Raw genomic sequence first — 22,121 nt, 5'->3', positions numbered from 1 at the left:
TCCGTCTCCTATTCCACGTCTGTCAGCTCAGAGATCACGCGGGCCAGCAGCGTCCTCGGCAGAACTACCAGCTTTCCAGTCTCCCTGGCAAACATATTTTTCATCTCCTGGGTAAATCCGATACAGTCCAGAATTACCAGGTCGCCGTCCATATCCTTTACCTGGCGGGCGGCTTTTTCAAGTGTCTCCCAGTCCCCATAGGGTGAGGCAGGCACTGCCTTTACATGATCCACAAACTGGGACCATTTCTTCTCGCACTGCTCCACCTGAAGGGGGGATGGCGTGATCGTAATGATACTGGACTTTCTGGTAAGCAGTGGGGCCACACGGTTCAGAATGTTGCAGGGATACACCAGGGGGACCTTGGAAGTAAGGCTGTCCGGAAAATCTCCGGTGCAGAAAAACATAATCAGTCTTACGCCTTCATCCTCCAGCTCATGAATGCATTCCTGAAGTCTCGGCAGAATGTGGCGCTCCGCAAAGGTCACGGAAGAACCGTCCGTCAGGCGGGAAACCAGAACGTAATCCCCTTCCTCAGGAGCGAAACGGGCGATCTCTTCCTTTGTCAGCCCGTCCAGTCCTCCTCTCTGGAGAAGCTCTACTTTGCCGTCAAAAAGCCGCATGATATCTGCCGTCACATCTGTTCTGGGAGCCTGTCCGATGGTAATCGCTCCGATCTTCATGGCATTCCCTCCTTAGTCTTCTTTGCCCAGTGTCTGCAGATGCTTCATGGAGCCATACAGCTTCTGAAGACGCGCATACTCTTCCTCATCGTAGAATTTCAGTTCGCCCCTGCCGAAGTCCTTGGCTACCTCCAGCATGAAACGGGCAGCCTCTTCCACATCCGCAAAATGGGTCGCTCCTGTCGCGCAGCCCGGAACCATCACTTCCGCGGTAATGGCAACGCCGACTACCGGAGCGTCTGTAGCCGTACAGGGCTGAAGAACGCTGTTCAGATGGTATACATCATTGCCGTAAGGCGTAATGTCCTGCATGGTCAGCGGGAACACATAGGGAAGGCGTCCCGTGGTAATCTGCATCTTCTCCAGTAGATCCTCGGAGGTACGTAAGATCCATCCTTCCTTTACAGTCGGGGAAATCGCAAAGCCCCTCGTATTGATGACCCGGTTGCCCTTTGTGGTATCCACAGACAGGATAGCGTCCAGATCCGGAGATACCTCTTCTCTGTTCACCTGTGACATCTCTACCGGAGATCCCATGAAGGGTACAGGCTTATGGGGCGCTGTGGGCGCATGGGGGCAGATCTGCGTGGAAACAAATACGTCGCCCTCCAGATAATCTCCCTTATTCTGCATATCCAGCAGCTTCGCAGCGATAGCGATTGCAGCCAGGGCTCCGTCACCGTCTGATACGAAGCCAATCATCTCCGGACGCGCGCCGATACCGCCGAGACGTCCCAGAAGGCCGATGGTGGGCGCTTCTCCGCCTGACATCTTTCCTTTTGTTCCGGGGATACGCACCTTAACCATGTCTGTGCTCTCTCCCTTGGGGCCTTTCAGCGCATAGACTTCAATATTCGCGTCAGCCTTGATACTGCGGAGATATTCCTCCACGGACTTGCCTGTCACCGTACTGCTGTCCAGTACATCGAACACTTCCATAATCTGTTTAATCAGCATAATGATCTACCTCCTATGTCGTTTTTTATGATTATAAAGCTTTTATTCTGAATACGCAACGAATTTTTTGACATTTATTCTGGTCTGGAAAATACTGTAAAATGTTTTTTCTCTGTAATGATATGGAAAAGTTCATGAAAAATTTTGCATTTTTTCATAAATTCTTTAGATTCTCTTTATTTTTATTTGACATTTTGTCATTTTAATGAGAAAATTGAGCGAAGTTATTTTTAAAAGGAGTGTGAGTTTATGGAAAAACCCAAGTACGAAGTGCCAAAGGAATTAATCATTCCTGCTTCCGAACACCCCAAGGCATTTGAAGGCCCGACACTGATATTAAATATTATTATGTGTGCTCTGGGCGCCATCATCGGTCTTGAGCTCATCGTCCGTACAGGCGTGACGCCGAACACCTCTATCATCGGAGCTTTGTTCGCCATCGTTCTGTCCCGGATTCCCGTCGCGTTCTGTCAGAAGTTCCGCAGCGTGCACCGTCAGAATCTGATTGCCACCTCTATTTCAGGCGCAACTTTTTCCGCGGCCAACTGCCTGCTTCTGCCCATCGGTATTCCGGTGGTTATGGGACGTCCGGATCTGGTATTTCCGATGCTGATCGGCGTATTTATCGCTACTGTTATCGACGCTACCATTCTTTACAGAAGCTTTGACTCTGAAATGTTCCCGGCTGACGGCGCATGGCCGCCAGGAGTAGCTTCTGCCGAGTCCATCCTGGCTGTTGTAGAAAAAGGAAAGAAAGCTTTCCTTATGATTGTCGGTATTGTAATCGGCTGGGTCGGCAAGCTTGCCGGGATTCCCACGGACCTGCTGGGCGTATCCTGGTTCGGCGATTTCTTTGCCATGCTGGCTCTGGGCGTAGGTTCCATCGTCATCGGCGTGATCAATGACAATGGATTCGTTCTGTCCCTGTTTGGCCACAGCGCGTCTCTGTTCTCAGGCATTTTCCCGGAAGGCTTTTCTTCCAGCGCCATGATCACCTACATGCCCCACGGCGTTATGATCGGCGCAGGCGCCGTCTCCCTGATTCAGTGCGCAGTCATGCTGATGAAAAAAGGCAAGAATGGCACCGATACTTCCGCTACCGGAAGAAAATATACCCGCAGCATGAACAGCTTAAAGAAGACTCTTGTGGGCGGCTACGGCGTGTATCTGATCGGAGCTTTTATCCTGGCTCTCGGATGCGGTATCCTTACCGATATGTCTCCGGTCAAGCTGATCATCTGGCTGATTTACACAGCCTTTGCCGCTATCGCGTCTGAGCTGATCGTAGGAATTTCCGCTATGCATTCCGGCTGGTTCCCGGGATTCGCTACCGCTCTGATCTTCCTGCTGGTAGGTATGCTGATCGGCTTCCCGCCGATTCCGCTGGCTCTGATGGTAGGCTACACTTCCGCCACCGGTCCCGCCTTCTCAGATATGGCTTATGACCTGAAGTCTGGTTACATCTTAAGAGGTTCAGGCGTAGATCCGGAGCTGGAGATGGAAGGAAGAAAACAGCAGTACCGCGCGAACATTTTCTCCTTCGCCGTTGCTCTGATTATCGTAATCTTTATGGCAAACCGCTACTTCGATCAGGGACTTTTTGCTCCTGTAAGCGCCACCTTTGCTGCTACCATTGACGCGGGAACCAATGCTGAAATCGCAAAATGGCTCTTTATCTGGGCTATCCCGGGCGCAATCATTCAGCTGATCGGCGGCGAGCGTCAGATCGGTATCCTGTTCGCTACCGGTCTTCTGGTAGGAACCACCATGAACGGCGTCACCATTCTGATTGGTCTTCTGATCCGCCACATCCTGCTGAAGCGCAACGCTGAGCATGAGCAGACCCTGAATATTCTGGGCGCAGGCGCTCTGGCCGGAGCTGCTCTGTGCAGTTTCTTCACCGCTACGCTTGGATTGTTTAACAGAAGCGATTCATAAAGAGGGAAACAGATATGACTATCTCGGAAGCTCTGGAAAAAAGACGGAGCATTCGAAACTTCAGTTCCAAACCGGTTTCTGAAGAACTTCTGCTGGAGCTGGCCCGGGCAGGACGCCTGGCGCCCAGCGCCAGCAACCTTCAGGCCTGGCAGTTTTTCTTTCTGACAGATCCGGAGCTGGTGAAAAAGGTAGACCTTTTCAGCCCGGGCTTAAGCGGCCATCCGCCGGTCATCCTGGCCATCTGTTCCGATATGGGATACGCCGCAGTACACGGTTCTCCCAATTCCGAACGCTACGGCTGCATCATGGACGCCGCCATGGCTGCGGAAAACATCATGCTGAAAGCCGCAGACCTGGGACTCGGCACCTGTGCCATCAAGTCCTACAATGACGCGGCAGTCCGAAAGCTCTTAAAGCTTCCGGAGGATTACCGGATTGAACTTCTGATTTCCCTGGGCTATCCGGAAGGAGAACCCAGGCCCAGACGCCTTCGTCCGATGGAGGAAATCCTTCATTTCAACGCATGGCAGGAGGAAGTATGAGACAGGAAGATTATTTTGAACTGCTTGTTTACATGATTACCAGTGCCGCAGGCCTGAAAGGCGAGCCGAAAATCTACGGGCCTCTCCGCATGATTGAAGCATCCGAGCGCCTGTGCAGCCTGATGCTGAAGGAAGATCCGGATAATCCGGATCTGAAAGAACTCCGGGAAATCATTGAGACCGGAAAGCAGAAAACCACATCCGATGAGGAAGGCTTCTATCAGATGCTCCAGGATGCGGCTGCAAAGCTGGTAGATATGGTCTGAGGTTTTATCTGAATTTACACAAAAAAATTGAATAAGAAACGTGCGCCGGCCGGCGCATAAGACCAGGGGGCGTTGCTCCATAGATGAGAAATCATCTATGGAGCAACGGCTCCCTTTTTATGCCTAAAAACAGGCAATCCGAAAGGTCTTATTAAAGTACGGCAAAAATCCGGTGTCCTACTCTGAAAACAGAGAAGGCGCCGGATTTTTGAATGTAACGAGCGGAAGTGCCGCTCAATCATCCGTTATTGATGATTTTGCGACACTCCCTTTTATGTTTTCCGATTTTTCCGATATCTCCTGCCTGACAGGATTTCTCTTCTCTCCCGAAGAACTCTTCCGCTTAATCCTCAAACAGTCCTTCGTCATAGGATACCAGCTTCTTGCCGATCACCGCTTCCGCTTCCTCAAACAGTACTCTCTGATGCATACCTGCGCCCAGAAGCAGCTTTTCCTTCGGGATCTTCACAATAATCACGTCCATATTGTCTCCGATCTCCGCGCTGGATAAAGCCAGACCTGTCTTCGCGTCAAGGGTGCAGAGCAGATCCGGGAAGGTTCCCACACGCTCTCCGTTCTTTTCCAGAGTCATATACTCGTTCCAATAAGTCAGCTCATAATCACTGCCGCCATCCTTGATATGAACCTCGCCCACATCATAGCCGCCGTCCATGCAGAGATTGTACCCGCTGGTCACGCCCCGGCAGATGACCTGAGCTTCATAGTTCTTCTGCAGGAATGCCAGAAACCCTTCCACATTATCTTTGTTCTCCATGTAGGCTTTTCCGATATCCATTGCCTGGGAAATGGCCCCCACAGCCGCGTGGGTTTTCGTGTACTCTGCTGTGACAGGATTGCGCAGTACGCAGCACAGGCCGCCGGAAGCCACAGCTGTCTGGCGGATCATATGGGAGGTGGCATTCATGGTTCCCTTTGTGATTGTCTCCACATACTTGTCTCCCTTGCCTCCGCACGCCGCCTGAACAGTCTTGTAATCCGGAATGGCATTCAGGCCGATGCTGCCCATAGGTCCTGAGGGATGTGCCCGTCCGTTGCTGGGAGCGTCAATGACAGGAACTCCTGTCAGAGCGGATATCACCCAGCCGTTCGAGGTGGATACACCGCCGTTTTCACAGGAAGTAAAGCCGGCAATCGAAGTTCCGCTGGCATTCTCAAAGTTCTTTAATACGGTCTTCCAGTGCTCTACCGTACAGCAGGTATCCTTCGCGGAAGGCGCGCCCACCATAGACACATTCACAATGATATCCTCTGGCTTCAGTTCATCCACGGACATCAGCGTGATCGCGTCTGTATGGCGGAAGGCTTCCTCCATGGCGTCAATTCCCATCTGAAGGCTTCCTCCTCCGCCTCCTCCGAGGAAAAGACCTCCATAGAGAGCCTGCATACAGTTTTCTTTCGTCATTTTCATCATAGAACTAACCCTCCATCTGCTTTTATTTTCTATTTTTCTGCGCAATGCAGCAAGAAGCGTTCCGCTCCCTGCTGCACCGGCATTAATCCTCACACTTTACTTTATGATATACCTTTTTGCCCTTACGGATAATCAGAGCTCCGTCCTCATCCAGATCGTCTGCCGTAAAGGTCTTATATACATCCGTCACCTTCACGTCATTAACCGTTACGCCGCCCTGCTGCACCAGGCGTCTGGCCTCAGAACGGGTAGGCGCAAGCTTCGTCTCCACCAGAAGGGAGAGAATGTCTTTTCCTGCCTCCATATCAGCCTTCGGAACCACTGTCGTCGGCATATCGTCCGTCTTGCCTCCGCTGACAAAAAGGGCCTTGGCCGCTCCCTCAGCCTTTTTCGCCTCATCCTCGCCGTGAACCAGAGCCGTCAGTTCATAGGCCAGAATCTCCTTCGCGCGGTTCAGCTGGCTTCCTTCCCATTTGTCCATCTCATCGATCTGCTCCAGAGGCAGGAAGGTCAGCATCCGCAGGCATTTCAGTACGTCAGCGTCCGCGATATTTCTCCAGTACTGGTAAAAATCAAACGGTGAGGTCTTGTCCGGATCAAGCCACACGGCGCCGGACTGGGTCTTGCCCATCTTCTTTCCCTCAGAATTCAGAAGCAGAGTGATGGTCATAGCGTAGGCGTCCTTGCCCAGCTTCCGGCGGATCAGTTCCGTGCCGCCCAGCATATTGCTCCACTGGTCGTCTCCGCCAAACTGCATATTGCAGCCGTATCTTAAGTACAGCTCGTAGAAGTCATAGCTCTGCATCAGCATGTAGTTGAATTCCAGGAAGCTTAAGCCCTTCTCCATTCTCTGCTTGTAGCACTCTGCGGTCAGCATCCTGTTTACAGAGAAATGGGGTCCTATCTCACGCAGGAAATCCACATAGTTCAGATTCAGCAGCCAGTCCGCGTTGTTTACCATCAGAGCCTTGCCTTCCGAAAAATCGATGAAACGGCTCATCTGCTTTTTGAAGCAGTCGCAGTTGTGCTGGATAGTCTCCACCGTCATCATCTGACGCATATCGGAACGTCCGGAAGGATCTCCCACCATTCCTGTTCCGCCTCCCAGCAGGGCGATGGGCCGGTTGCCGGCCTCCTGCAGGCGCTTCATCAGGCACAGGGCCATGAAATGGCCCACATGAAGGGAATCCGCAGTCGGGTCAAATCCAATGTAGAAGGTCGCCTTTCCGTTGTCAATCAGTTCCCGGATCTCCTTTTCGTCCGTCACCTGGGCAATCAGGCCGCGGGCTGTCAGTTCATCATAGATTTTCATTGTTCTTTTCTCTCCTTTGGTTTTCTTTTCCGTATTTGTACAGGGCGATGAGTCTGAATGCTCCCGCGGGAAGCAGCGCGCTTCCTGTAAAAAAACTCCCGCCCTTTCACTGAAAGGACGAGAGTGTACATTCTCCCGTGTTACCACCTTACTTCACAGCTGCCTCACGACAGCTGCCTCTGTCGGTATCCGAACAGCCGAATACCCTGACGCTGTAACGTTCGTCTCTTACGTCGCAGCCTACTCGCCGTCCGAAGACTCCTGCTTTGGGTGCGCAGCTCAGGGAGGTATTCAAGCTGAAGTACTCCGTGCGCCTCTCATCCTCCGGCTGCTTTCTGTACGGCTCTCCTTAAGCTCTACTTGTTCCCGTCAAAGCCTTTCTGGTATGTTGGATTTATATAAATCTGGGTTCATTATATCGGCTGGGAAAATATTTGTCAAGCCCCGGCTATCCATCCTCCTCCAGAATATAAGCCCCGGCTATCCATCCTCCTCCAGGAAGAAAATCTCATCCACATGAAGTTTCAGAAGCCCTGCTGTCACAGCAGATTCCCAGCAGCGCCTGCCAGCATCAGCAGAATTCCCGGAACCACATACTTTCTCGGATGATGCCAGAGATCGCTTTCTGTCTTCCAGTTCCGAATCGGGAAGTACCATTCCATCAGCACAGAGGCCGCGCCGCCTGCCAGCGCAAAACAGAAGGCTGCCGCGAAAAAGACTGCCCTGATACTGCCGTTCTGCATCTCCCAGCTGCAGAGAAACACGATGTCCGTCACCAGAAAGACCGCGGAAAGAAACAGGGCATAGGGCACACAAAACGCTCTCTTCTGTCCGGGCAGGGCGCGCACCGCCTGCTCCAGGAACGGATCGCAGGAAAGCAGGATGCAGAGCGGTGTGTGAAATGTCAGCATGGCAAAGCCCAGGGGCAGTACCATTTCAGCTTTCATTCCCCGGAATATGCAGGGAAGAAGACAGGCGGCGCCGCACAGCCCCGCAGAATTCAGCAGATAGTTTCTGTGGGACATCAGATACCGTCCGAAATACCGCCAGACAGAATGTCCCTTCCCGCCCTTGAACGCTTTCCGTTTCAGGCTTTTCTGGCGGCAGAACACATACGCGTCCGCGCGATTTAAGAGCTCAGTCAGCACACCGGCTTCCACAAGCATAAGCGCCGCATATACCGCCATATTCCGGCTGAAAAGGAAGGCCGCCAGAGGCAGGCAGGCAAATAGGCCCAAAAGAAAGGCATACCCGGATAACGCGAAGATACAGGCTGCCGCCAGCGCCGCATGTACCGCGCCCAGCAGTCCCGTCATGCTTTCCACTCCTCCAGGCTCTGCCGCAGCAGCCAGAACCGCAAAAAGCGGCAGAGTCTTTGTCCCCAGCGTATACAGGCCCATGGCTGCCACATAGCCGAAAACCATTTCTCTCCTTTCAAAGGGAAGCATAAAGAGATTCTGCATGTTTTCCACCGTACTCTCCGTCATCAGAGCCTGCCACATGATGCTTCCCGTAAAGGCTGAAAGCGTCAGAAAAAGGACTGACGGATGGACCGTGACACGGATTTCTGCCGTATGCAGGCCGTAATATACCGCAACGCTTACAAGCAGAGAGCTGACCAGTCTTTCCCGTTTCCTTCCAAATAATTTTCCGGAAAATATCCGATATACGCGGCAGGCAGAAAGCAGACGGCCCATTCTGCGCGCCGGATATTTTGAAACCCTGTGTTTCATCTCGATTTCCCTCCTGACTTCCAACCCCTTATCTGCAGTCTTCTTTATAGATTTCTTTTCTATAATTTTATTCTCTGTCATCTGTTTCTCTGCAGTCTTCTTCTCTGTAAAGAGCTTCCCGTATCTGCGGCGCGTCTATCTCTTCCTTCTCAAACTGCCGGCTTATCCTGCCTTTCTCCAGCACCAGGACGCGGTCAGCTGTCAGCGTAATGCTTTCCAGCACATGAGACGCAAACAGCACAGTTCCTCTTTCTTTATATCCGGCTATCTCCCGGTACAGAAATTCCGTGCTCTGAAAATCAAGGCCGTTCACGGGCTCATCCAGCAAAAGCAGCTCCGGCTCCAGAGCAAAGGCTGTGATCAGAAAAGCCTTTTTCTGATTTCCTGTAGAAAGCTCCTTTAAAAGCATATTTTCACAGGACTCAAAATGAAATCCCCGCACCAGCTCCTCTGCTCTCTGAGGCTTTCTGCCGTAAGCCGCGGCAGCATAAGACAAATATTCCCGAAAAGTAAAGTACCCAAAGGAATGATCCTCTGCAAATACCGTATACCGGCGGCGCTTAAAGGCATTATCCCGAAGATTCAGGGTATTCTCCATCCGAAACCCGCCATGGAGCCCGGAAAGCACTTTAAGAAGCGTAGTCTTCCCGGCCCCGTTCAAGCCAATCAGCCCCACTGCCTCATGCTTCCGAAGCTCCAGGGAAAGGTCTGACAGAACCATCTGTTCCTTCTGATACCAGGCATACAGATGTCTGACCGACAAAAGCAGATCTTCCATGCTTAACGCTCCTCTCCATCGCTGCGGCTCCCACGTTCCTTTTCCTGATGAGTTTCCCGGCGGCCGCTCTCCTTTTCCCAGAGCGAGTGCGCTGAATACCCAAAGACTCCTCCCAGAACCAGAAACAGGGGATTCAGGCTGATAAGCCCCACAATCACAAGCATAACCGCAAGAATGGCTCTTACATACATATGACGACGCATCTCTCATTTCCTCCTTTTAGTCCTCCCGCGGGTTTCCTGACGCTGCTCTCTCCATCACTGTACCTAACCGCGCCGCCCGCGTTTCATATAATTATGATTGCTGATGTTTCGCTATATATCTTTCTAACTGCATCATACTCTATGAAAAGCCTCTGTGCCGAAATGTCCGCCAACTGCAGGATTTTGACCGCAAAAAAGCCGCCCGGCGGTTTTTCTTTCCCCGCGGACGGCTTTCCTCTTTTTCAATCCCCGCTTATCTCTTCACGGGAGAGCCGAAAGCAGAGCGTCGCCGTTGCACGGAATACATTCTGCTCACAGACTGTACTTACTGTTCCTTCATATTTCTCGGCCGCTATCCGGGCGCTTTTCAGGCCCCAGCCATGCAGTCCCCCTTCTGTCTTGGTACTTTTCCATTCTCCTCGTTCCTCTACCGGTTTTTCCTGAAAGCCGTTTTCCACCCGGATGACCAGCATCTGATGAATTCCCCGCATGGTCAGGCGCACCCATCGGCCCTCGGCAGCTTCCACTTTTTCAGCTGCCTCCAGGGCATTGTCCAGCAGGTTCCCGAGAACCGCGCAGAGATCCGCATCCCGAATTCCCGTATGCCTGGGAAACTCTGCTTCTGCCTGAAACCGTATCTGCTTCTCCGCCGCCGCGGCGGCCCTGGTCCCAATCAGATAATCCACAGTCTCTTCCCCGGTCCACGCCCGGTCTGTCATTTCCCGCGCAGGTTCCTGAAGCTCATCCAGATACCGGAGCGCCTCCCCGTATTTTTCATGGGAAAGCAGCTGGTGCAGCGCTCCCAGATGGCGGTGCAGATCATGAAACAGCCTGGCATTCATTTCATAGACACGGTTCAACGCCGTATAATCCCGTTCCAGCAGGCGGGCCTGCTCTGCCTTCATCTCCGCAAGCTCCTGTTCCGCCCTGTACTGGCGGTTCATACTGAAGACCATGACAGCTACCAGAAGAAGCAGAGAAAACAGCAGACATACATCCAGTTCGTTTTTTGAAAATACAAGAATCTCCTGTTCGGACAAGGTGACGGAAACCACAAACCCTGCCGCAGCCAGAAGGGAAACCGCGCGGCTTCCCCCTTTTGAAGCCCCCTGTTCTTCCACTTGCTCCTTTTTCCGGAGCAGACAGCGGCGCAGAAGCAGGATTGCCAGAATCGCCAGCGCCGCCAGATAAAAGCACCAGACAGCCGCCTGTCCTTCCGGCTTTCTCCTGTCAAGAAAGCTTTCCGACCGGGCGCATATTCCCACAAAAGCCGCCGTGAGAAAGCTCCACAGATACACTGCTATTTCATAAAAAACGCTCAAAAACAGGCTCAGCCTTCTTTCCGTCTTCTGCGCCCGCGCGGCAGCGCCGCAAATCAAAGCCGCCTCCGCGGCCATGCCATACAGCTTTGGAATATCTGTCAGAAAAACAGCAGCGGCCAGGCAGGCACCCGCAAATCCTGCCGCAGCCAGTTCTCTTTTCTCAGGCTTCCGGGCCTCCAGGATATGGGAAATCAGATACAGGCCGGCACATACGCGCAGCGCTCCGGCAAGTCCTTCTGACACAGCCAGCAGTTCTCTCATCATACATGTTTCCCCCAATACCTGTTTATCTGTTCCCGGACACTCTGAAGATGAGAACGGCTGACGGGAAGGGCTGTCCCGTTCTTCAGCACCGCCATGCCGTCCTTCATCCGCATCACATGTATCAGATTGACGATACATCCCCGGTCAATAAAAATAAATTCTTCCGCGTCCAGCTCTTCCCAGACCTGCTGAAGACTTTTCCGCACCCTGGCAGTACCGGCTTTTGTGGTAAAACAGGCATTCTTTCCATCCCGCTCTATAAAAAAGATCTCCTTATACGGAATTTTTTCCAGCCTGCTGTTCGTCTGAATCGTATAAGCCCTGCCGTCCTCCAGCTCCAGCAGACGGACCGCATCACGCAAAGCTCCCGGAAGCCTCTGCTCCAGCTGGTTTTTCGGCACATAACGAAAGATAGACAGTTCAAAGGCGTCAATGGCATATTCCATATGAGACGTAATAAAAATAATCCGGATGTCCGGCAGCACATCCCTGATTTTCTCCGCCAGCTCCATGCCTGTGACTCCCGGCATCTCAATATCCAGCAGGAGAAGGTCAAAAAAGAATCCGTCTTCCGTAATATCCCAGAGCAGGTTCCGGCTGTCCGTATAGGAAAGTACCCTTCCCACAGCCCCGCACTGCCTCAGACTCTCTTCCGCCGCCTGCGCGTACATGGAGGCCATTCTGCTGTCATCATCGCAGACTCCTATCTGAAGCATATCTTCACCGCCCTCCTTTCTTATCCGCACGTACTTTTTTCATCTGCCGCGCTCCGGCCGGTGTCCCGCCGCGCAAAATTTCCATATAACCACAATTTCCATATAACATTAATTTCCATATAACGCAAAAGAACCCTTGAACTGAAATTCAAGGGTTCCAAAGCAGTCGATAGGGGAATCGAACCCCTGTTTCCGCCGTGAGAGGGCGGCGTCTTAACCGCTTGACCAATCGACCATTTCCTCTGGCGCACTGCCAGCTTGATTACTATATCATAGAATCTGTTAGAATGCAAGCACTTTTTCACAAGTTTTCTAATTTTTTCAGCCGGTCTGCAGATTTCTTTCCGCATCCCGGCTGATATGAATCCGATATTATATAAATATAAACTGAATAGAATCTACGCACCTGGCTCCAGGTCCGTCACATCCATCAGTACGTGCTGGAACTGTCTTCTGTACTGGAATCTGTACTGTCTGTGCTGTATGTACTGTCTTCTGTACTGTCTTCTGTGCTGTCTGTGCTATAGGTACTGTCTGAAGTATCTTCCTCTGTATCAGAGGCAGAAGTATCCGTCGTCTCCGTATCGTCTGTCGTATCGGTGCTGTAGCTGCTGTCAGCCGCAGTATCCGACGTAGTGTCTTCGTCTCCTCCGCAGCCGGCAAGCGCAGTAAAAACCAGCGTCGCAACACACATTATGGCAATTATCTTCATAAATTTCTTCATTGATATCATGCTCCTTCTTTCCTGTAATGTCTCACATTATAGCGGACCATTGTGACCATTCTTTGTTTGTTCTGTGTCTGTTCCATGTTTATTCTGTGAACTTCAGTTTCCGTCCTCCCGATTCTTCCCGCGCCTGTCCATGGCGTTCTTGACAAAACAGAAGACGCTTTTTATAATACAGTGAGAATCATTATAATATCAATTCTTATAATATTAATTCTTATAATATAGTTATTTCTTGATATGAAAGGATGGAAGTTTCATGGAATCACTTCATTATCTTCTTATGAAAACCAACTCTATCGTTTCCCGGGGCATTATGCGGGAAGCCAGCCAGATGGGGCTTACCTCCGGCCAGCCTAAAATTCTGGAATTTCTCCGGGAAGCCCAGGAGGCGGACCAGAAGACCATAGCAGAACATTGCGAAATCGAGCAGGCGACTGCGGGCAGTATTCTCATGCGCATGGAAGAAGCAGAACTGATTCACCGCAGACAGCGTAAAGGCAACCGCCGTTCTCTCTACGTATCCCTCACAGAAAAAGGAATGCAGGCTGCCGAAAATATGCAGGCCGTCTTTGATAAGACAGATGAGCTGGCTGCTTCCGCGCTGACAGCAGAAGAACTGGAACAGCTGAAGCAGTCCCTGAAAAAGATTTCCCTGGTTCTGTCAGACAACAACTACGAAAGGAAGACCGCAAAATGAAACATCAGCTTACTCTCAAACAATTACCTGCCCGGTGTGTGCTTCTGTGCCTTGGACTGGCTGTCATGGCCCTCGGCGTAGCATTTTCCATCACAGCCTCCCTGGGCACTTCGCCGATTTCCAGCTTTCCCTATGTCACCAGCCGTATCTCCGGCCTGTCCGTCGGCACAACCACCATAATCGTCAACACCTTTTTCGTGCTGATTCAGATTCCCATTCTGAGGAACAGATATCAGTGGTTTCAGCTTCTGCAGTTTCCCGCCGTAATTGTATTCGGACTGCTGATCGACGCCGGCGGAGCGCTGATTCAGGGAATTACTTTCGCAGACTATTTTCAGCAGTGGCTTCTCTGCGTCATCGGCATCCTTCTCGTAGGACTGGGCGTCAGTCTCGAAGTAGCCGCAGGTCTTGTCACCACTGCCGGCGAGGGTGTAGTGCTTGCCATATGCCAGGTCTTTCCCGTAAAATTCAGCACTGTAAAAATTGCCTTCGATGTCACGCTCGTATGTATCTCCATCCTCACGTCCCTCCTCTTCCTGGGAGGGCTGGAAGGCATCCGGGAGGGAACTGTCGCAGCAGCCGTCTGCGTAGGCCTGGTGACGAGACAATGCCAGAAACCGGTGAAATGGGTCACGAAAAAATTACTTCCGGCAGGGTAAATTTCCCTCCGGATCTCAGCTTTACCCCTGATTTTCAGCTTTTTTTGCAGTTTCCTATAATAAAATGTGTATGATCCTGAGCCGTTCTCCGTTTTTTTACCGTCCTTTTTTATATAGAGAAATTATACGCATTATTTTCCGTTTATTATACATAATAATTTGCAAAATACTGTTTTCTCGTATATAATAAGGTCACATTTGACAGAAAGGAGCTGGCAGAATGAAGCGCATCCAGGACCAGACATCTTCAGACAGACAACTTGCACCCGAACAGGCTGACCGCCTGCTGAACCATATTCTGGATGATCTCCATCTGGAATATGAGACCGGCTCCGGCCGCAGAAAGAGAAAATACCGTCGTATCGCAGTCAGACGCTACGCAGTGAAACGTGCCGCAGCAGCAGCCTGCGCAGTCCTGCTTATTGTTCTTCTGGCTCCCGGTACCGTGGTACCCGCTTCAGTCTCCCATGTGTCGGCCGCTCCGGCCACAGATTCCTCTTCCGTGCAGATATCCTTTCAGGTAGATACCCTGATTCCGGTACAGGATGTGACAGCGCAGATCAACGAACGGAGTCTTTCTGTGGAGTCCAGCGGCTACCAGCAGTATCAGGTCATGGTAGAAGAGAACGGCTACCTCCTACTTGATATCTACTCCGTGACCGGAATGCACACTTCCCACGGTATGGAAATCACGGGCATCGATTCGGAAGCGCCTGTAATCGTCTCCCATGAAAGACAGGATAACCTGATCCTGATCTATGTCAGCGACGGAGATGGGGTAGGTGTGGATTACAATTCCATTTCAGCCCGTACCTCCGCCACAGAGGAGCCTGTATCTCCGGCCTGGTGTGATGAAATCAGCGGCTGTATCGCATTCGCCGTTCCGGAAGAACCGATTTTGATTCAGATACCGGATAAAAACGGCAACTATCGAGTGCTCTCTCTGTCACATACATAAATGTATCTCTTACGGCAGGCAGCAAGGTACACAACTAAGCAATAGGGTAAATCGTCTGAATACGGATGGGATTTCTTAACCGCTGTGGTCTGGAAATTTGGAAAAACTGCGAATAAGCAAGAAAGAAGTCATCATTAATCAAGGGCTGAAAGCTATCCTGAAGCTTTCAGCCCTTGATTCTTTTAGATCATATAAGAAACTCTGCAATCAAAAAATAATTCCCCAAATCACCGCGGCTCACTCTGCCGTTCGCCGCTTTTCCTTTTTTTCCTTTTTCCTGTATGCTCAAGTACAGAACCCAGCACCAGGAAACCCGCCGCCAGGACAATCAAACAGCCTGCGGCTCTTCTGCCCGCAGGTCCTGTCATTGCCTCGGCGATTCCGCCTGCTCCGGGAACTACATGCTCCACTTTTCCTATGAACTCATTGTAATCCACAGGGTTCACATCCCGTTCTTCATTGGCGTCGCCCTTGGTTATGAACTCACCCATAGCCGGGCTGTTTCCCACCACTCGGTGCGTAATGACCGCCGCCGAGTCGACCGCCCCATAAAAGGCAATGATATCTCCCTCCACAATATCTGCCGGTTCTGCGTCATGAACCATCACAAGACTTCCCACCGGGATTTCCGGCTCCATACTGCCGCTCACCACTGTATACAGACGGTACCCGGCCAGACGGGGAAGCGTCAATGGCAGACATGCCAGAATCAGCAGCACTAATACAGCTGTGCCCGCGGCATTGCACAGCAATACCGCGGGTCTGCGTTTCCTTTTCTTCAAAAAACTGTCAACCTTTCCGTGTCTTACTCTTCAGCTGCTCCGCCGTCTCCGGATTTTCTTCCCTTGATCAGCCATACTACCAGGCAAATCAGTACAACAGCAGCTACAGCTCCAATACCGACGCTGGCCGCCAGAGGAAGACCTTTGGCTGTCTCTTCCTCTTCAATCTCCAGATCTCCCAGAGGCGTCTCTTCCTCATCCAGATCCTGGATATCCTGAGTTCCCTGCGGCGTCTGATCTTCCTCTATGGTTGTAGTCTCATCGCCGCCTGCAGCCGCTCCTTCATCCGCAGCGCCGCCTGCTCCGGCTCCCGCGCCAGCTCCGCCGCCTGCAGCTGCTCCTCCGCCGGTACCTGCGCCCGGAACTACTACCGTCACAATGGTAGGATCACCGGTTACCGTCGTCGTATCCGTTACAGTATTCACGATATCTCCGGGATCTCCCGGCGTGTACACGAAAGTGAAGATATTCTCAGCCTCGTTGGCGCTTAATGTCTTGGTCAGAGCCAGGCTCTGAGGAACATAGCCGTCGATATACTGATATGCTACAATCGGCTTGTCGCCTACATTTCCGTAGAAGGTCTGGCTGGGCGCCAATGTGTTGCCGTCCGCGTCCTGATACTGGACGGTGTAAGCCACCTGATCACCTATCACTCCATAAGCGATTACATAATCTGCATCGCCAGTTATCGTAAATACAGGAGAGACGATATTTTCCGCTGTCTCGTTGTCCCGTCCGCTCAGACGGACGCCCTTTACATAATAGCGGTCATCCGATATCTCTACGTCCTGAAGATTCTGCTGAAAATTCACTACACTGTTCAGCTTCTGGTCTTTCATAACGATCTTCGACTGACCGTCAATCAGCCCCTTATTTCCTGCTGATAAAGTAATTGTATATCCATATCCATCTTCCTGCGGCTGTGTCTCAGCTGCTTTCGCGTTTACCGGAATCATACCGCATACCAGGCATCCCGTCAGAAGGGAGACCAGCGCTTTCTTCCATCTCTTCATTTTGCACTACTCCCCTTTCTCTCTGTTTCTCTTCCAGGCATTGATGCCGACAATCAGAAGAATCACACCGCATCCCAGAGCTACCGCGCTCCAGATCATCAGCGGAGTCGTATCACCTGTCTGAACCGTCGTTACCACTCTTGTACCGCCGCTCACGGTGTTTACCCTGTGATTGACCTCTGTACGAACCTGTGCTTCCGGCACTTCTTCTACAGCGAAATTCATCTGCAGGTGCGCCAGAGTCTCCTGATAACCATTACCCTGCGTCTCGCCGTCTACGCGCATCCAAAGGGTGACGCGTCCTGTCTCTCCCTGCTGAAGCCGCTCCAGATAGAAATACTCGCCCGGAGTATTGGCGATCTCATGAAGACCTTCTTCTCCGCCTGCCGCTTCCTCTCCGCCGACCGTATCGCTGCTGTACAGGTCAGTGGACACGCCATTGCTGTCTGTATAGGTCAGGCGGTACTCATAAGCTCCGCCAGACGCCGAAGCCTGCGTATCTTCCAGCGTTCTGATCACCTCGTTGGTCATATACCAGTCTGTCTCTGTACTGTCCGAATTCTTTATGGTAACATACAGCTCAATGCTGTCACCCGGAAGAACCTGCGTCATGGAGTCTGCCACATTGCTGCTGGCAAAGTTCGTAACGATGTCGTTCCCGTTAAATTCCGCCGTCCAGTCGGACGCTCCCTGATAATCCTGCGCAAAGGCTGTCGTAGACATGCCCGCAGCCATTACAAGCCCCATCACGAGGCACAAAAATTTCTTCTTCATCCTGCACCTCCTAGTTTAAAGTAATGGCTCTGCCATCATCCGAAACGGTTACATCCACGCCCCAGGCGCTCTTGATGGCGTCCTCGGCATTGTGCATCTGCACGGCGTCCACTTCTGCCTCCAGATGGAAGCTGTAGCCGTTGTACACATATTCATACTTCCCGTCCTCGCCGACCGTCACGCTCTGCGCAATCTCCGGCTCAATCCGGATCGTATCCGACAGGGCTTCTGTCTCCTCTCCCGGAGCAAGAGCCTGCGTATAGTAAAGGACGATACGCTCATCGGAATAGTCTGTGCTGTCATCCACTACCCAGCCGGTATTCTCCAGAATGTTAAAATCAATCAGAGATGGCGCAAGTGTGGTATCCTTACCCTTCGCGTCCTGCCAGCTTTTTGTGATGATTACCCGGACAAAAGTATCGATATCACCGGTATTCCTTACGCTAAGCGCCTCATCGTACGGTTTGCCCGGTGTAAATTTCTCACCATCCGAAAGCATATTTTTGAGCAGTGTTCCTGTCGTGGTGGCATTATCCCCATAATTCTGACCACTGACCTCTGCCTTATTCTCCAACAGCGCCACGCCGATGCTGGACATCTCGATCTGTGCCGCATAATTATCACTGTAATAGGTCAGCGCCGCTCTTGTGCTTCCCACCGTACTGCTCAGGAGAAGAAGCGCTGCCGCTCCCAGAAGCAGAGCGGGCTTAACCGGAAATGAATTCTTTTTTCTCTTTTTCATGGCTTATTCCCCCTCCTGCTCTGCGGTATCCGTATCATCCGGATTCTCTGTTTCATCGTCTGTGGCTGTGCCAGAACTTTCAATCGCCGCTACATTACTCCAGCTGAGCATCATATCGGCATCTCCATTCTCATTATAAAGCACAGGAACACTCTCATATATTACCACAATATTAAACTCATCCGGTCTGGTATCAATCTCATCATTCGGCGCCTCGTCAACCGGGAATGTATAGCTTACCAGAAGCTCCGTAGTCTTGCCATCAGCTTGCAATACAGGGCTATAATACCAATAATCATCATCCATATGATATTCCCAGCCATTTGACGGATTGAAAGACACATTTAAGTTTTCCGGCGCAAATACCTTTACCCTTACAAATGCCTCATACTCTCCGGTATTTTCAATCCATATATGCTTCCCTTCTTCATCCACGTGCTCTTCCAGATCTGTATCCGGAAAGCCCATATTCATCGTGTAGGCTCCTTCAGCTGTACAGTATGTAGTGAAGTACGCGAGTGCACTCCCTACAGACAGGGAAGCTGTCAGGGTAACCGCAGCTGCTATAAGCGCTGTCTTACCGATTCTGCTGTTTTTCATTGCTCATCCACCTCCCTATTCTGACTGGCTGCCGCCATGTGACCCGTAAGGCCCGTCATACTGATATGATCCATTCTCATCTTTAAAGAAATGATTCCGAATGCCAGAACCGCCTGTCGTAGTACCGTCAGACTGATTCGTAAAATCGATGCTTATCGCTGAAACATTCTCATCACTGTAATCATTGGCACCTACCACGCCTTTCCAGAAATTGCTGGTCCCATCAGCAGTTTCGTATCCGGCTCCAGAATATACTTCTTCTACAGTTACTGTGGAGCCCGCAGGAATTCCCTCTATTATAAAGGGCTTTGTGCCTATTTCACTAAACTCCAGCATTTCATAACGTTCTTCCATCTCTCCCTTAAGCGGATCAATCGTGATCTTAAACACGAAAGCAGGTGAATTGCTTCCAGGAGTTCCGTTCATATCCAGCAGGTTTTTCTTTACCTCCAGTTTACCCTGGCGCGCCTCACTCTCCATTTTCAGCAAAGAAACAACGTTATATACCCAGCTGTCATCGCTTTCCTCATTTTCAGGAACATAGAAGTTGCTCGGCAGAGAAATGAGATACGGTGTAAAGTTATACATATAATAAGGTGTCTCTACCTGCTGAGGCATTACCAGATACAGGCCCGTTTTTAACCCTTCGAACAGTACTGTATAACCATTAGCCTTATCAGCAACCTTTGGAGTAAAAGCCGCATCCTCTGGAGCGCTTTCAACAGCTCCTGACACTGCGTCCGCCATTGCCAGCCAATCTGCCTGTGTTGTATTAGAATTCACAACAGACACAATCTGACCAAATGTTCCTCGCTCCTTGCCGTCCATTACTACCTTTTCATTTTCTACATAAGACAATGCTGTATACCTGCCGCTCACGTCAATATCCGCAACCCGGTATAATGCTATTGTCAGCTTCACATCCTCCGGCTTTGCATCCAGCGCTGAACCATCATACTTATTAACATAATCCTTATCCAACGCTATCTCCAGCTCACTCGCATTTACCGTCAGGGTGCAGTCATTCTTATTCACATCCACCGCATCCGCTGCCTGCGAATCCAGCGCCCCCGTACCTGAAAGCGCCAAGACACACGTCAGCGCCAATGCCAGAAGCCCCGCTCCTTTTCTGTTACGCCATCTCTTTTTTCTCATTCCTTTTACCCTCCTAAAGATCTATCTATCTCTTTCCGGAATCAGCCTGCCCGCCTCCGCGCTTACGCCGCTTCGGCCTGATCAGGCATCTCAGAATCAATATTACCAGAAGCGTCACCGACAGGCCCAGAACCAGATAAAGCATGTAGTAATCCTGCACAGCCCGCACCATGGTCTCCGTCGGAGTCGCCGCGACATCTTCCTCTCCCTCATAGGGAACTCTCACGCCCCGCACCAGCAGCCGATGGGTGTTCACTCCGTATGGGGTGCAGGTAAACAGCGTCACATGGTCTTCTCCGTCCACAATGGACATGGCACTTTCCAGCGTCTCCATGTCGTCTTTATCCACCATGTCATAGATCTGGTCTACCTCATAGGCAAGTACCTCATCCAGTACATGAATATAAAAACGGTCTCCCTTTTCCAGCTGATCGATATCTGTAAACAGCCGGGCGCTGGGAAGTCCCCGGTGAGCTGCCAGAACACAGTGTGTGCTCTCACCTCCGATGGGAAGCTTCGTTCCGTCCAGATGGCCTACACCTGTCTGGAGAATGTCATCGGAAGTGCCATGATAAATGGAAAGCTTTACGTTGATTTTCGGGATGGAGATATATCCCATCACTCCGTCGCCTGCCGCATTGAGCACGGACCAGTATTCCGTATCTTCCAGGTCCTCATCTTCCCCGGCAAACACATCCCCGTAAATATTATTCTCTGTCAGCGTATCATTGAATGCCCGGGCTTTTTCCCATTCTTCCGAAAAATCTTCGGGCTCCATAGTAGACACAGCTTCTTCATAACTGCTAATCAACTTACTCTGACGGTAGGTATTCCACTGGTCAGAAATCGTCGGGTATGTCAGAAGCAGGAAGCCTGCCGCAAACATCAGGGCGAACACTACATTCAGTATCTTCTTCATGACTGTTCTGTCTCCTTATGTTCTATCTCCTTATGTTCTATCTCCCGCCCCTTACGTTTTCTGCGATTCCTGCGATCCCACAGGAATAGTCCAATAATAAACAGTGCCGTTATGCCAAGTCCCACGAACACCCACAGCAGATAGTTCGTATGGAGACTTACCGCACCAAGCGGCGTCTCTTCCTCTGCCACTACCGTCTCCTCGTAAGGAACCCGGTGCCCCCGCACCAGCAGGCGCTGAGTATTCACTCCGTAGGGTGTACAGGTAAGCAGCGTCACCAGATCTTCCCCTTCTTCTACCTGCAAAGCCTCTGTCTCATCCGGTTCCACAGTCAGAATCTGGTCCACCTCATAGCAGAGAGTCTCATCTAATACCTTTATCAGAAAATGATCTCCGATTTCCAGCAGATCCAAATCTGTAAACAACGACGCACTGGGCAGTCCCCGGTGTGCCGATATAACTGCATGAGTACTTTCTCCGCCTACGGGAAGAGAGCTTCCTTCCAGATGTCCTGCTGCCTTTTCCAGCACCTCTTCATCTGTCGTGTGATATATCGGAAGGGTAATTCCTATCTTCGGAATATCCACCGTTCCCATGATGCCGTCGCCCGCCAGATTCAGGGCCGACATGTATTCTTCGTCCTCTTCCGAAGCCTCCGCCACTGCGAAGGAATCAGGAAGAATCGAAGGCAGCAGTTCTTCATTATACTGCTGGGCCTTCAGCCATTCTCCTTCATAATCTATCGCTCCAGCGGCTGTCTTTTCACTGACCACTTCGTCATAGCTGCTGATCAGCTGTTCCTGCCTGTATGTATTCCACTCGTTTGCTACAAAAGGATACAACAGCAAGGACAACCCGGCTAAAAATATGACTGCCACCAATATTCTGTAAGTAATTTTCTTCATCCGGACTCTCCTTTATGCTGTATCGATTCTCCAGTATCATC

24 protein-coding genes and 1 tRNA gene are annotated in these 22,121 nt (G+C 51.2%); 6 read left to right on the top strand and 19 right to left on the bottom strand.

Annotation, left to right across the window (positions count from 1 at the left end; translation table 11 throughout):
• Positions 1–8: 8 nt before the first annotated feature.
• Together B5E82_RS14705 and B5E82_RS14700 are read right to left on the bottom strand one after the other, a co-directional pair.
• Positions 9–683, bottom strand: a complete 675-nt coding sequence (locus B5E82_RS14705) for an AroM family protein (protein WP_087308303.1) — start codon at positions 681–683, stop codon at positions 9–11.
• Between the two features lie 12 nt (positions 684–695).
• The gene (locus B5E82_RS14700) at positions 696–1,640 is read right to left on the bottom strand and encodes a DUF1177 domain-containing protein (protein WP_087308302.1); all 945 of its coding nucleotides are present in this window, start codon (positions 1,638–1,640) and stop codon (positions 696–698) included.
• A 249-nt stretch (positions 1,641–1,889) separates the two neighbouring features.
• On the opposite strand from B5E82_RS14700, the gene B5E82_RS14695 reads away from it, so the two are divergent.
• Genes B5E82_RS14695 through B5E82_RS14685 form a run of 3 tightly spaced genes read left to right on the top strand, consistent with a single transcriptional unit; the run spans position 1,890 to position 4,386 of the window.
• A complete protein-coding gene (locus B5E82_RS14695) occupies positions 1,890–3,578 on the top strand; it encodes an OPT/YSL family transporter (RefSeq protein WP_087164505.1) in 1,689 nt (562 codons plus the stop codon).
• Positions 3,579–3,592: 14 nt separating this feature from the next.
• Positions 3,593–4,120 carry a nitroreductase family protein gene (locus B5E82_RS14690; protein WP_087308301.1) on the top strand — a complete coding sequence of 176 codons (528 nt, stop codon included), beginning with the start codon at positions 3,593–3,595 and terminating at the stop codon, positions 4,118–4,120.
• Positions 4,117–4,386 (top strand): DUF6092 family protein, encoded by a 270-nt coding sequence (locus B5E82_RS14685; protein ID WP_087164507.1) that lies wholly within the window; start codon positions 4,117–4,119, stop codon positions 4,384–4,386. Before B5E82_RS14690 ends, B5E82_RS14685 begins: the two co-directional genes overlap by 4 nt.
• A gap of 343 nt (positions 4,387–4,729) precedes the next feature.
• On the opposite strand, the gene B5E82_RS14680 is transcribed toward B5E82_RS14685, so the two are convergent.
• The 9 genes from B5E82_RS14680 to B5E82_RS14640 form a co-directional block, all read right to left on the bottom strand.
• Positions 4,730–5,818, bottom strand: a complete 1,089-nt coding sequence (locus B5E82_RS14680; protein WP_087164508.1) for an S-methyl thiohydantoin desulfurase domain-containing protein — start codon at positions 5,816–5,818, stop codon at positions 4,730–4,732.
• An 82-nt stretch (positions 5,819–5,900) separates the two neighbouring features.
• On the bottom strand, positions 5,901–7,130 hold the full coding sequence (gene tyrS, locus B5E82_RS14675) for a tyrosine--tRNA ligase (RefSeq protein ID WP_087308300.1): 1,230 nt from the start codon (positions 7,128–7,130) through the stop codon (positions 5,901–5,903).
• 539 nt (positions 7,131–7,669) lie between these two features.
• Complete coding sequence (locus B5E82_RS14670; RefSeq protein ID WP_140393157.1) at positions 7,670–8,863, bottom strand: hypothetical protein; 1,194 nt, start codon at positions 8,861–8,863, stop codon at positions 7,670–7,672.
• Between the two features lie 67 nt (positions 8,864–8,930).
• Positions 8,931–9,641 carry an ATP-binding cassette domain-containing protein gene (locus B5E82_RS14665; RefSeq protein WP_087308298.1) on the bottom strand — a complete coding sequence of 237 codons (711 nt, stop codon included), beginning with the start codon at positions 9,639–9,641 and terminating at the stop codon, positions 8,931–8,933.
• Positions 9,642–9,643: 2 nt separating this feature from the next.
• Positions 9,644–9,844: a hypothetical protein gene (locus B5E82_RS14660; protein ID WP_140393156.1), complete on the bottom strand. Its 201-nt coding sequence runs from the start codon at positions 9,842–9,844 to the stop codon at positions 9,644–9,646.
• A 242-nt stretch (positions 9,845–10,086) separates the two neighbouring features.
• The gene (locus tag B5E82_RS14655; protein ID WP_087308296.1) at positions 10,087–11,430 is read right to left on the bottom strand and encodes a sensor histidine kinase; all 1,344 of its coding nucleotides are present in this window, start codon (positions 11,428–11,430) and stop codon (positions 10,087–10,089) included.
• Positions 11,427–12,146: a LytR/AlgR family response regulator transcription factor gene (locus B5E82_RS14650; protein ID WP_087308295.1), complete on the bottom strand. Its 720-nt coding sequence runs from the start codon at positions 12,144–12,146 to the stop codon at positions 11,427–11,429. Before B5E82_RS14650 ends, B5E82_RS14655 begins: the two co-directional genes overlap by 4 nt.
• Before the next feature lie 163 nt (positions 12,147–12,309).
• Positions 12,310–12,381 (bottom strand) — tRNA-Glu (locus B5E82_RS14645).
• A 195-nt stretch (positions 12,382–12,576) separates the two neighbouring features.
• Entirely contained in the window at positions 12,577–12,870 is a 294-nt protein-coding gene (locus B5E82_RS14640) for a hypothetical protein (protein ID WP_087308294.1), read from the bottom strand.
• Between the two features lie 262 nt (positions 12,871–13,132).
• Here B5E82_RS14640 and B5E82_RS14635 point away from each other — a divergent pair, with 262 nt between their 5' ends.
• From B5E82_RS14635 to B5E82_RS14625, 3 genes are all read left to right on the top strand, one after another.
• Complete coding sequence (locus tag B5E82_RS14635) at positions 13,133–13,573, top strand: MarR family winged helix-turn-helix transcriptional regulator (RefSeq protein WP_206415720.1); 441 nt, start codon at positions 13,133–13,135, stop codon at positions 13,571–13,573.
• Positions 13,570–14,232 carry a YczE/YyaS/YitT family protein gene (locus B5E82_RS14630; RefSeq protein WP_087308293.1) on the top strand — a complete coding sequence of 221 codons (663 nt, stop codon included), beginning with the start codon at positions 13,570–13,572 and terminating at the stop codon, positions 14,230–14,232. Before B5E82_RS14635 ends, B5E82_RS14630 begins: the two co-directional genes overlap by 4 nt.
• A 220-nt stretch (positions 14,233–14,452) precedes the next feature.
• The gene (locus B5E82_RS14625) at positions 14,453–15,190 is read left to right on the top strand and encodes a hypothetical protein (protein WP_087308292.1); all 738 of its coding nucleotides are present in this window, start codon (positions 14,453–14,455) and stop codon (positions 15,188–15,190) included.
• Positions 15,191–15,417: 227 nt separating this feature from the next.
• On the opposite strand, the gene B5E82_RS14620 is transcribed toward B5E82_RS14625, so the two are convergent.
• The 8 genes from B5E82_RS14620 to B5E82_RS14585 are packed head-to-tail and all read right to left on the bottom strand — an operon-like array spanning position 15,418 to position 22,080.
• The gene (locus B5E82_RS14620) at positions 15,418–15,972 is read right to left on the bottom strand and encodes a signal peptidase I (RefSeq protein ID WP_087308291.1); all 555 of its coding nucleotides are present in this window, start codon (positions 15,970–15,972) and stop codon (positions 15,418–15,420) included.
• A gap of 23 nt (positions 15,973–15,995) precedes the next feature.
• Entirely contained in the window at positions 15,996–16,985 is a 990-nt protein-coding gene (locus B5E82_RS14615) for a MucBP domain-containing protein (RefSeq protein ID WP_087308290.1), read from the bottom strand.
• Between the two features lie 6 nt (positions 16,986–16,991).
• The gene (locus B5E82_RS14610) at positions 16,992–17,759 is read right to left on the bottom strand and encodes a hypothetical protein (protein ID WP_087308289.1); all 768 of its coding nucleotides are present in this window, start codon (positions 17,757–17,759) and stop codon (positions 16,992–16,994) included.
• 10 nt (positions 17,760–17,769) lie between these two features.
• On the bottom strand, positions 17,770–18,501 hold the full coding sequence (locus tag B5E82_RS14605; RefSeq protein WP_087308288.1) for a hypothetical protein: 732 nt from the start codon (positions 18,499–18,501) through the stop codon (positions 17,770–17,772).
• Between the two features lie 3 nt (positions 18,502–18,504).
• Positions 18,505–19,101, bottom strand: a complete 597-nt coding sequence (locus tag B5E82_RS14600) for a hypothetical protein (RefSeq protein ID WP_191417503.1) — start codon at positions 19,099–19,101, stop codon at positions 18,505–18,507.
• Between the two features lie 15 nt (positions 19,102–19,116).
• A complete protein-coding gene (locus B5E82_RS14595; protein ID WP_087308287.1) occupies positions 19,117–20,256 on the bottom strand; it encodes a hypothetical protein in 1,140 nt (379 codons plus the stop codon).
• A gap of 25 nt (positions 20,257–20,281) precedes the next feature.
• Complete coding sequence (locus tag B5E82_RS14590; protein ID WP_087308286.1) at positions 20,282–21,175, bottom strand: class C sortase; 894 nt, start codon at positions 21,173–21,175, stop codon at positions 20,282–20,284.
• Positions 21,172–22,080 (bottom strand): class C sortase, encoded by a 909-nt coding sequence (locus B5E82_RS14585; RefSeq protein WP_087308285.1) that lies wholly within the window; start codon positions 22,078–22,080, stop codon positions 21,172–21,174. Before B5E82_RS14585 ends, B5E82_RS14590 begins: the two co-directional genes overlap by 4 nt.
• Between the last annotated feature and the right edge of the window lie 41 nt (positions 22,081–22,121).

It is taken from the genome of Lachnoclostridium sp. An138, from assembly GCF_002160765.1.
Lineage (GTDB): Bacteria > Bacillota > Clostridia > Lachnospirales > Lachnospiraceae > Laedolimicola > Laedolimicola faecalis.
Note: the sequence above shows the minus strand (reverse complement) of the source record. Positions and strands in the feature narration are given on the sequence as shown.

Excerpts from the sequence above, each read along its gene's own strand:
- B5E82_RS14705 (WP_087308303.1), bottom strand. The coding sequence starts at position 683 with ATGAAGATCGGAGCGATTACCATCGGACAGGCTCCCAGAACAGATGTG.
- B5E82_RS14700 (WP_087308302.1), bottom strand. The coding sequence starts at position 1,640 with ATGCTGATTAAACAGATTATGGAAGTGTTCGATGTACTGGACAGCAGT.
- B5E82_RS14695 (WP_087164505.1), top strand. The coding sequence starts at position 1,890 with ATGGAAAAACCCAAGTACGAAGTGCCAAAGGAATTAATCATTCCTGCT.
- B5E82_RS14690 (WP_087308301.1), top strand. The coding sequence starts at position 3,593 with ATGACTATCTCGGAAGCTCTGGAAAAAAGACGGAGCATTCGAAACTTC.
- B5E82_RS14685 (WP_087164507.1), top strand. The coding sequence starts at position 4,117 with ATGAGACAGGAAGATTATTTTGAACTGCTTGTTTACATGATTACCAGT.
- B5E82_RS14680 (WP_087164508.1), bottom strand. The coding sequence starts at position 5,818 with ATGATGAAAATGACGAAAGAAAACTGTATGCAGGCTCTCTATGGAGGT.
- tyrS (WP_087308300.1), bottom strand. The coding sequence starts at position 7,130 with ATGAAAATCTATGATGAACTGACAGCCCGCGGCCTGATTGCCCAGGTG.
- B5E82_RS14670 (WP_140393157.1), bottom strand. The coding sequence starts at position 8,863 with ATGAAACACAGGGTTTCAAAATATCCGGCGCGCAGAATGGGCCGTCTG.
- B5E82_RS14665 (WP_087308298.1), bottom strand. The coding sequence starts at position 9,641 with ATGGAAGATCTGCTTTTGTCGGTCAGACATCTGTATGCCTGGTATCAG.
- B5E82_RS14660 (WP_140393156.1), bottom strand. The coding sequence starts at position 9,844 with ATGCGTCGTCATATGTATGTAAGAGCCATTCTTGCGGTTATGCTTGTG.
- B5E82_RS14655 (WP_087308296.1), bottom strand. The coding sequence starts at position 11,430 with ATGATGAGAGAACTGCTGGCTGTGTCAGAAGGACTTGCCGGAGCGCTG.
- B5E82_RS14650 (WP_087308295.1), bottom strand. The coding sequence starts at position 12,146 with ATGCTTCAGATAGGAGTCTGCGATGATGACAGCAGAATGGCCTCCATG.
- B5E82_RS14640 (WP_087308294.1), bottom strand. The coding sequence starts at position 12,870 with ATGAAGAAATTTATGAAGATAATTGCCATAATGTGTGTTGCGACGCTG.
- B5E82_RS14635 (WP_206415720.1), top strand. The coding sequence starts at position 13,133 with ATGGAATCACTTCATTATCTTCTTATGAAAACCAACTCTATCGTTTCC.
- B5E82_RS14630 (WP_087308293.1), top strand. The coding sequence starts at position 13,570 with ATGAAACATCAGCTTACTCTCAAACAATTACCTGCCCGGTGTGTGCTT.
- B5E82_RS14625 (WP_087308292.1), top strand. The coding sequence starts at position 14,453 with ATGAAGCGCATCCAGGACCAGACATCTTCAGACAGACAACTTGCACCC.
- B5E82_RS14615 (WP_087308290.1), bottom strand. The coding sequence starts at position 16,985 with ATGAAGAGATGGAAGAAAGCGCTGGTCTCCCTTCTGACGGGATGCCTG.
- B5E82_RS14610 (WP_087308289.1), bottom strand. The coding sequence starts at position 17,759 with ATGAAGAAGAAATTTTTGTGCCTCGTGATGGGGCTTGTAATGGCTGCG.
- B5E82_RS14605 (WP_087308288.1), bottom strand. The coding sequence starts at position 18,501 with ATGAAAAAGAGAAAAAAGAATTCATTTCCGGTTAAGCCCGCTCTGCTT.
- B5E82_RS14600 (WP_191417503.1), bottom strand. The coding sequence starts at position 19,101 with ATGAAAAACAGCAGAATCGGTAAGACAGCGCTTATAGCAGCTGCGGTT.
- B5E82_RS14595 (WP_087308287.1), bottom strand. The coding sequence starts at position 20,256 with ATGAGAAAAAAGAGATGGCGTAACAGAAAAGGAGCGGGGCTTCTGGCA.
- B5E82_RS14590 (WP_087308286.1), bottom strand. The coding sequence starts at position 21,175 with ATGAAGAAGATACTGAATGTAGTGTTCGCCCTGATGTTTGCGGCAGGC.
- B5E82_RS14585 (WP_087308285.1), bottom strand. The coding sequence starts at position 22,080 with ATGAAGAAAATTACTTACAGAATATTGGTGGCAGTCATATTTTTAGCC.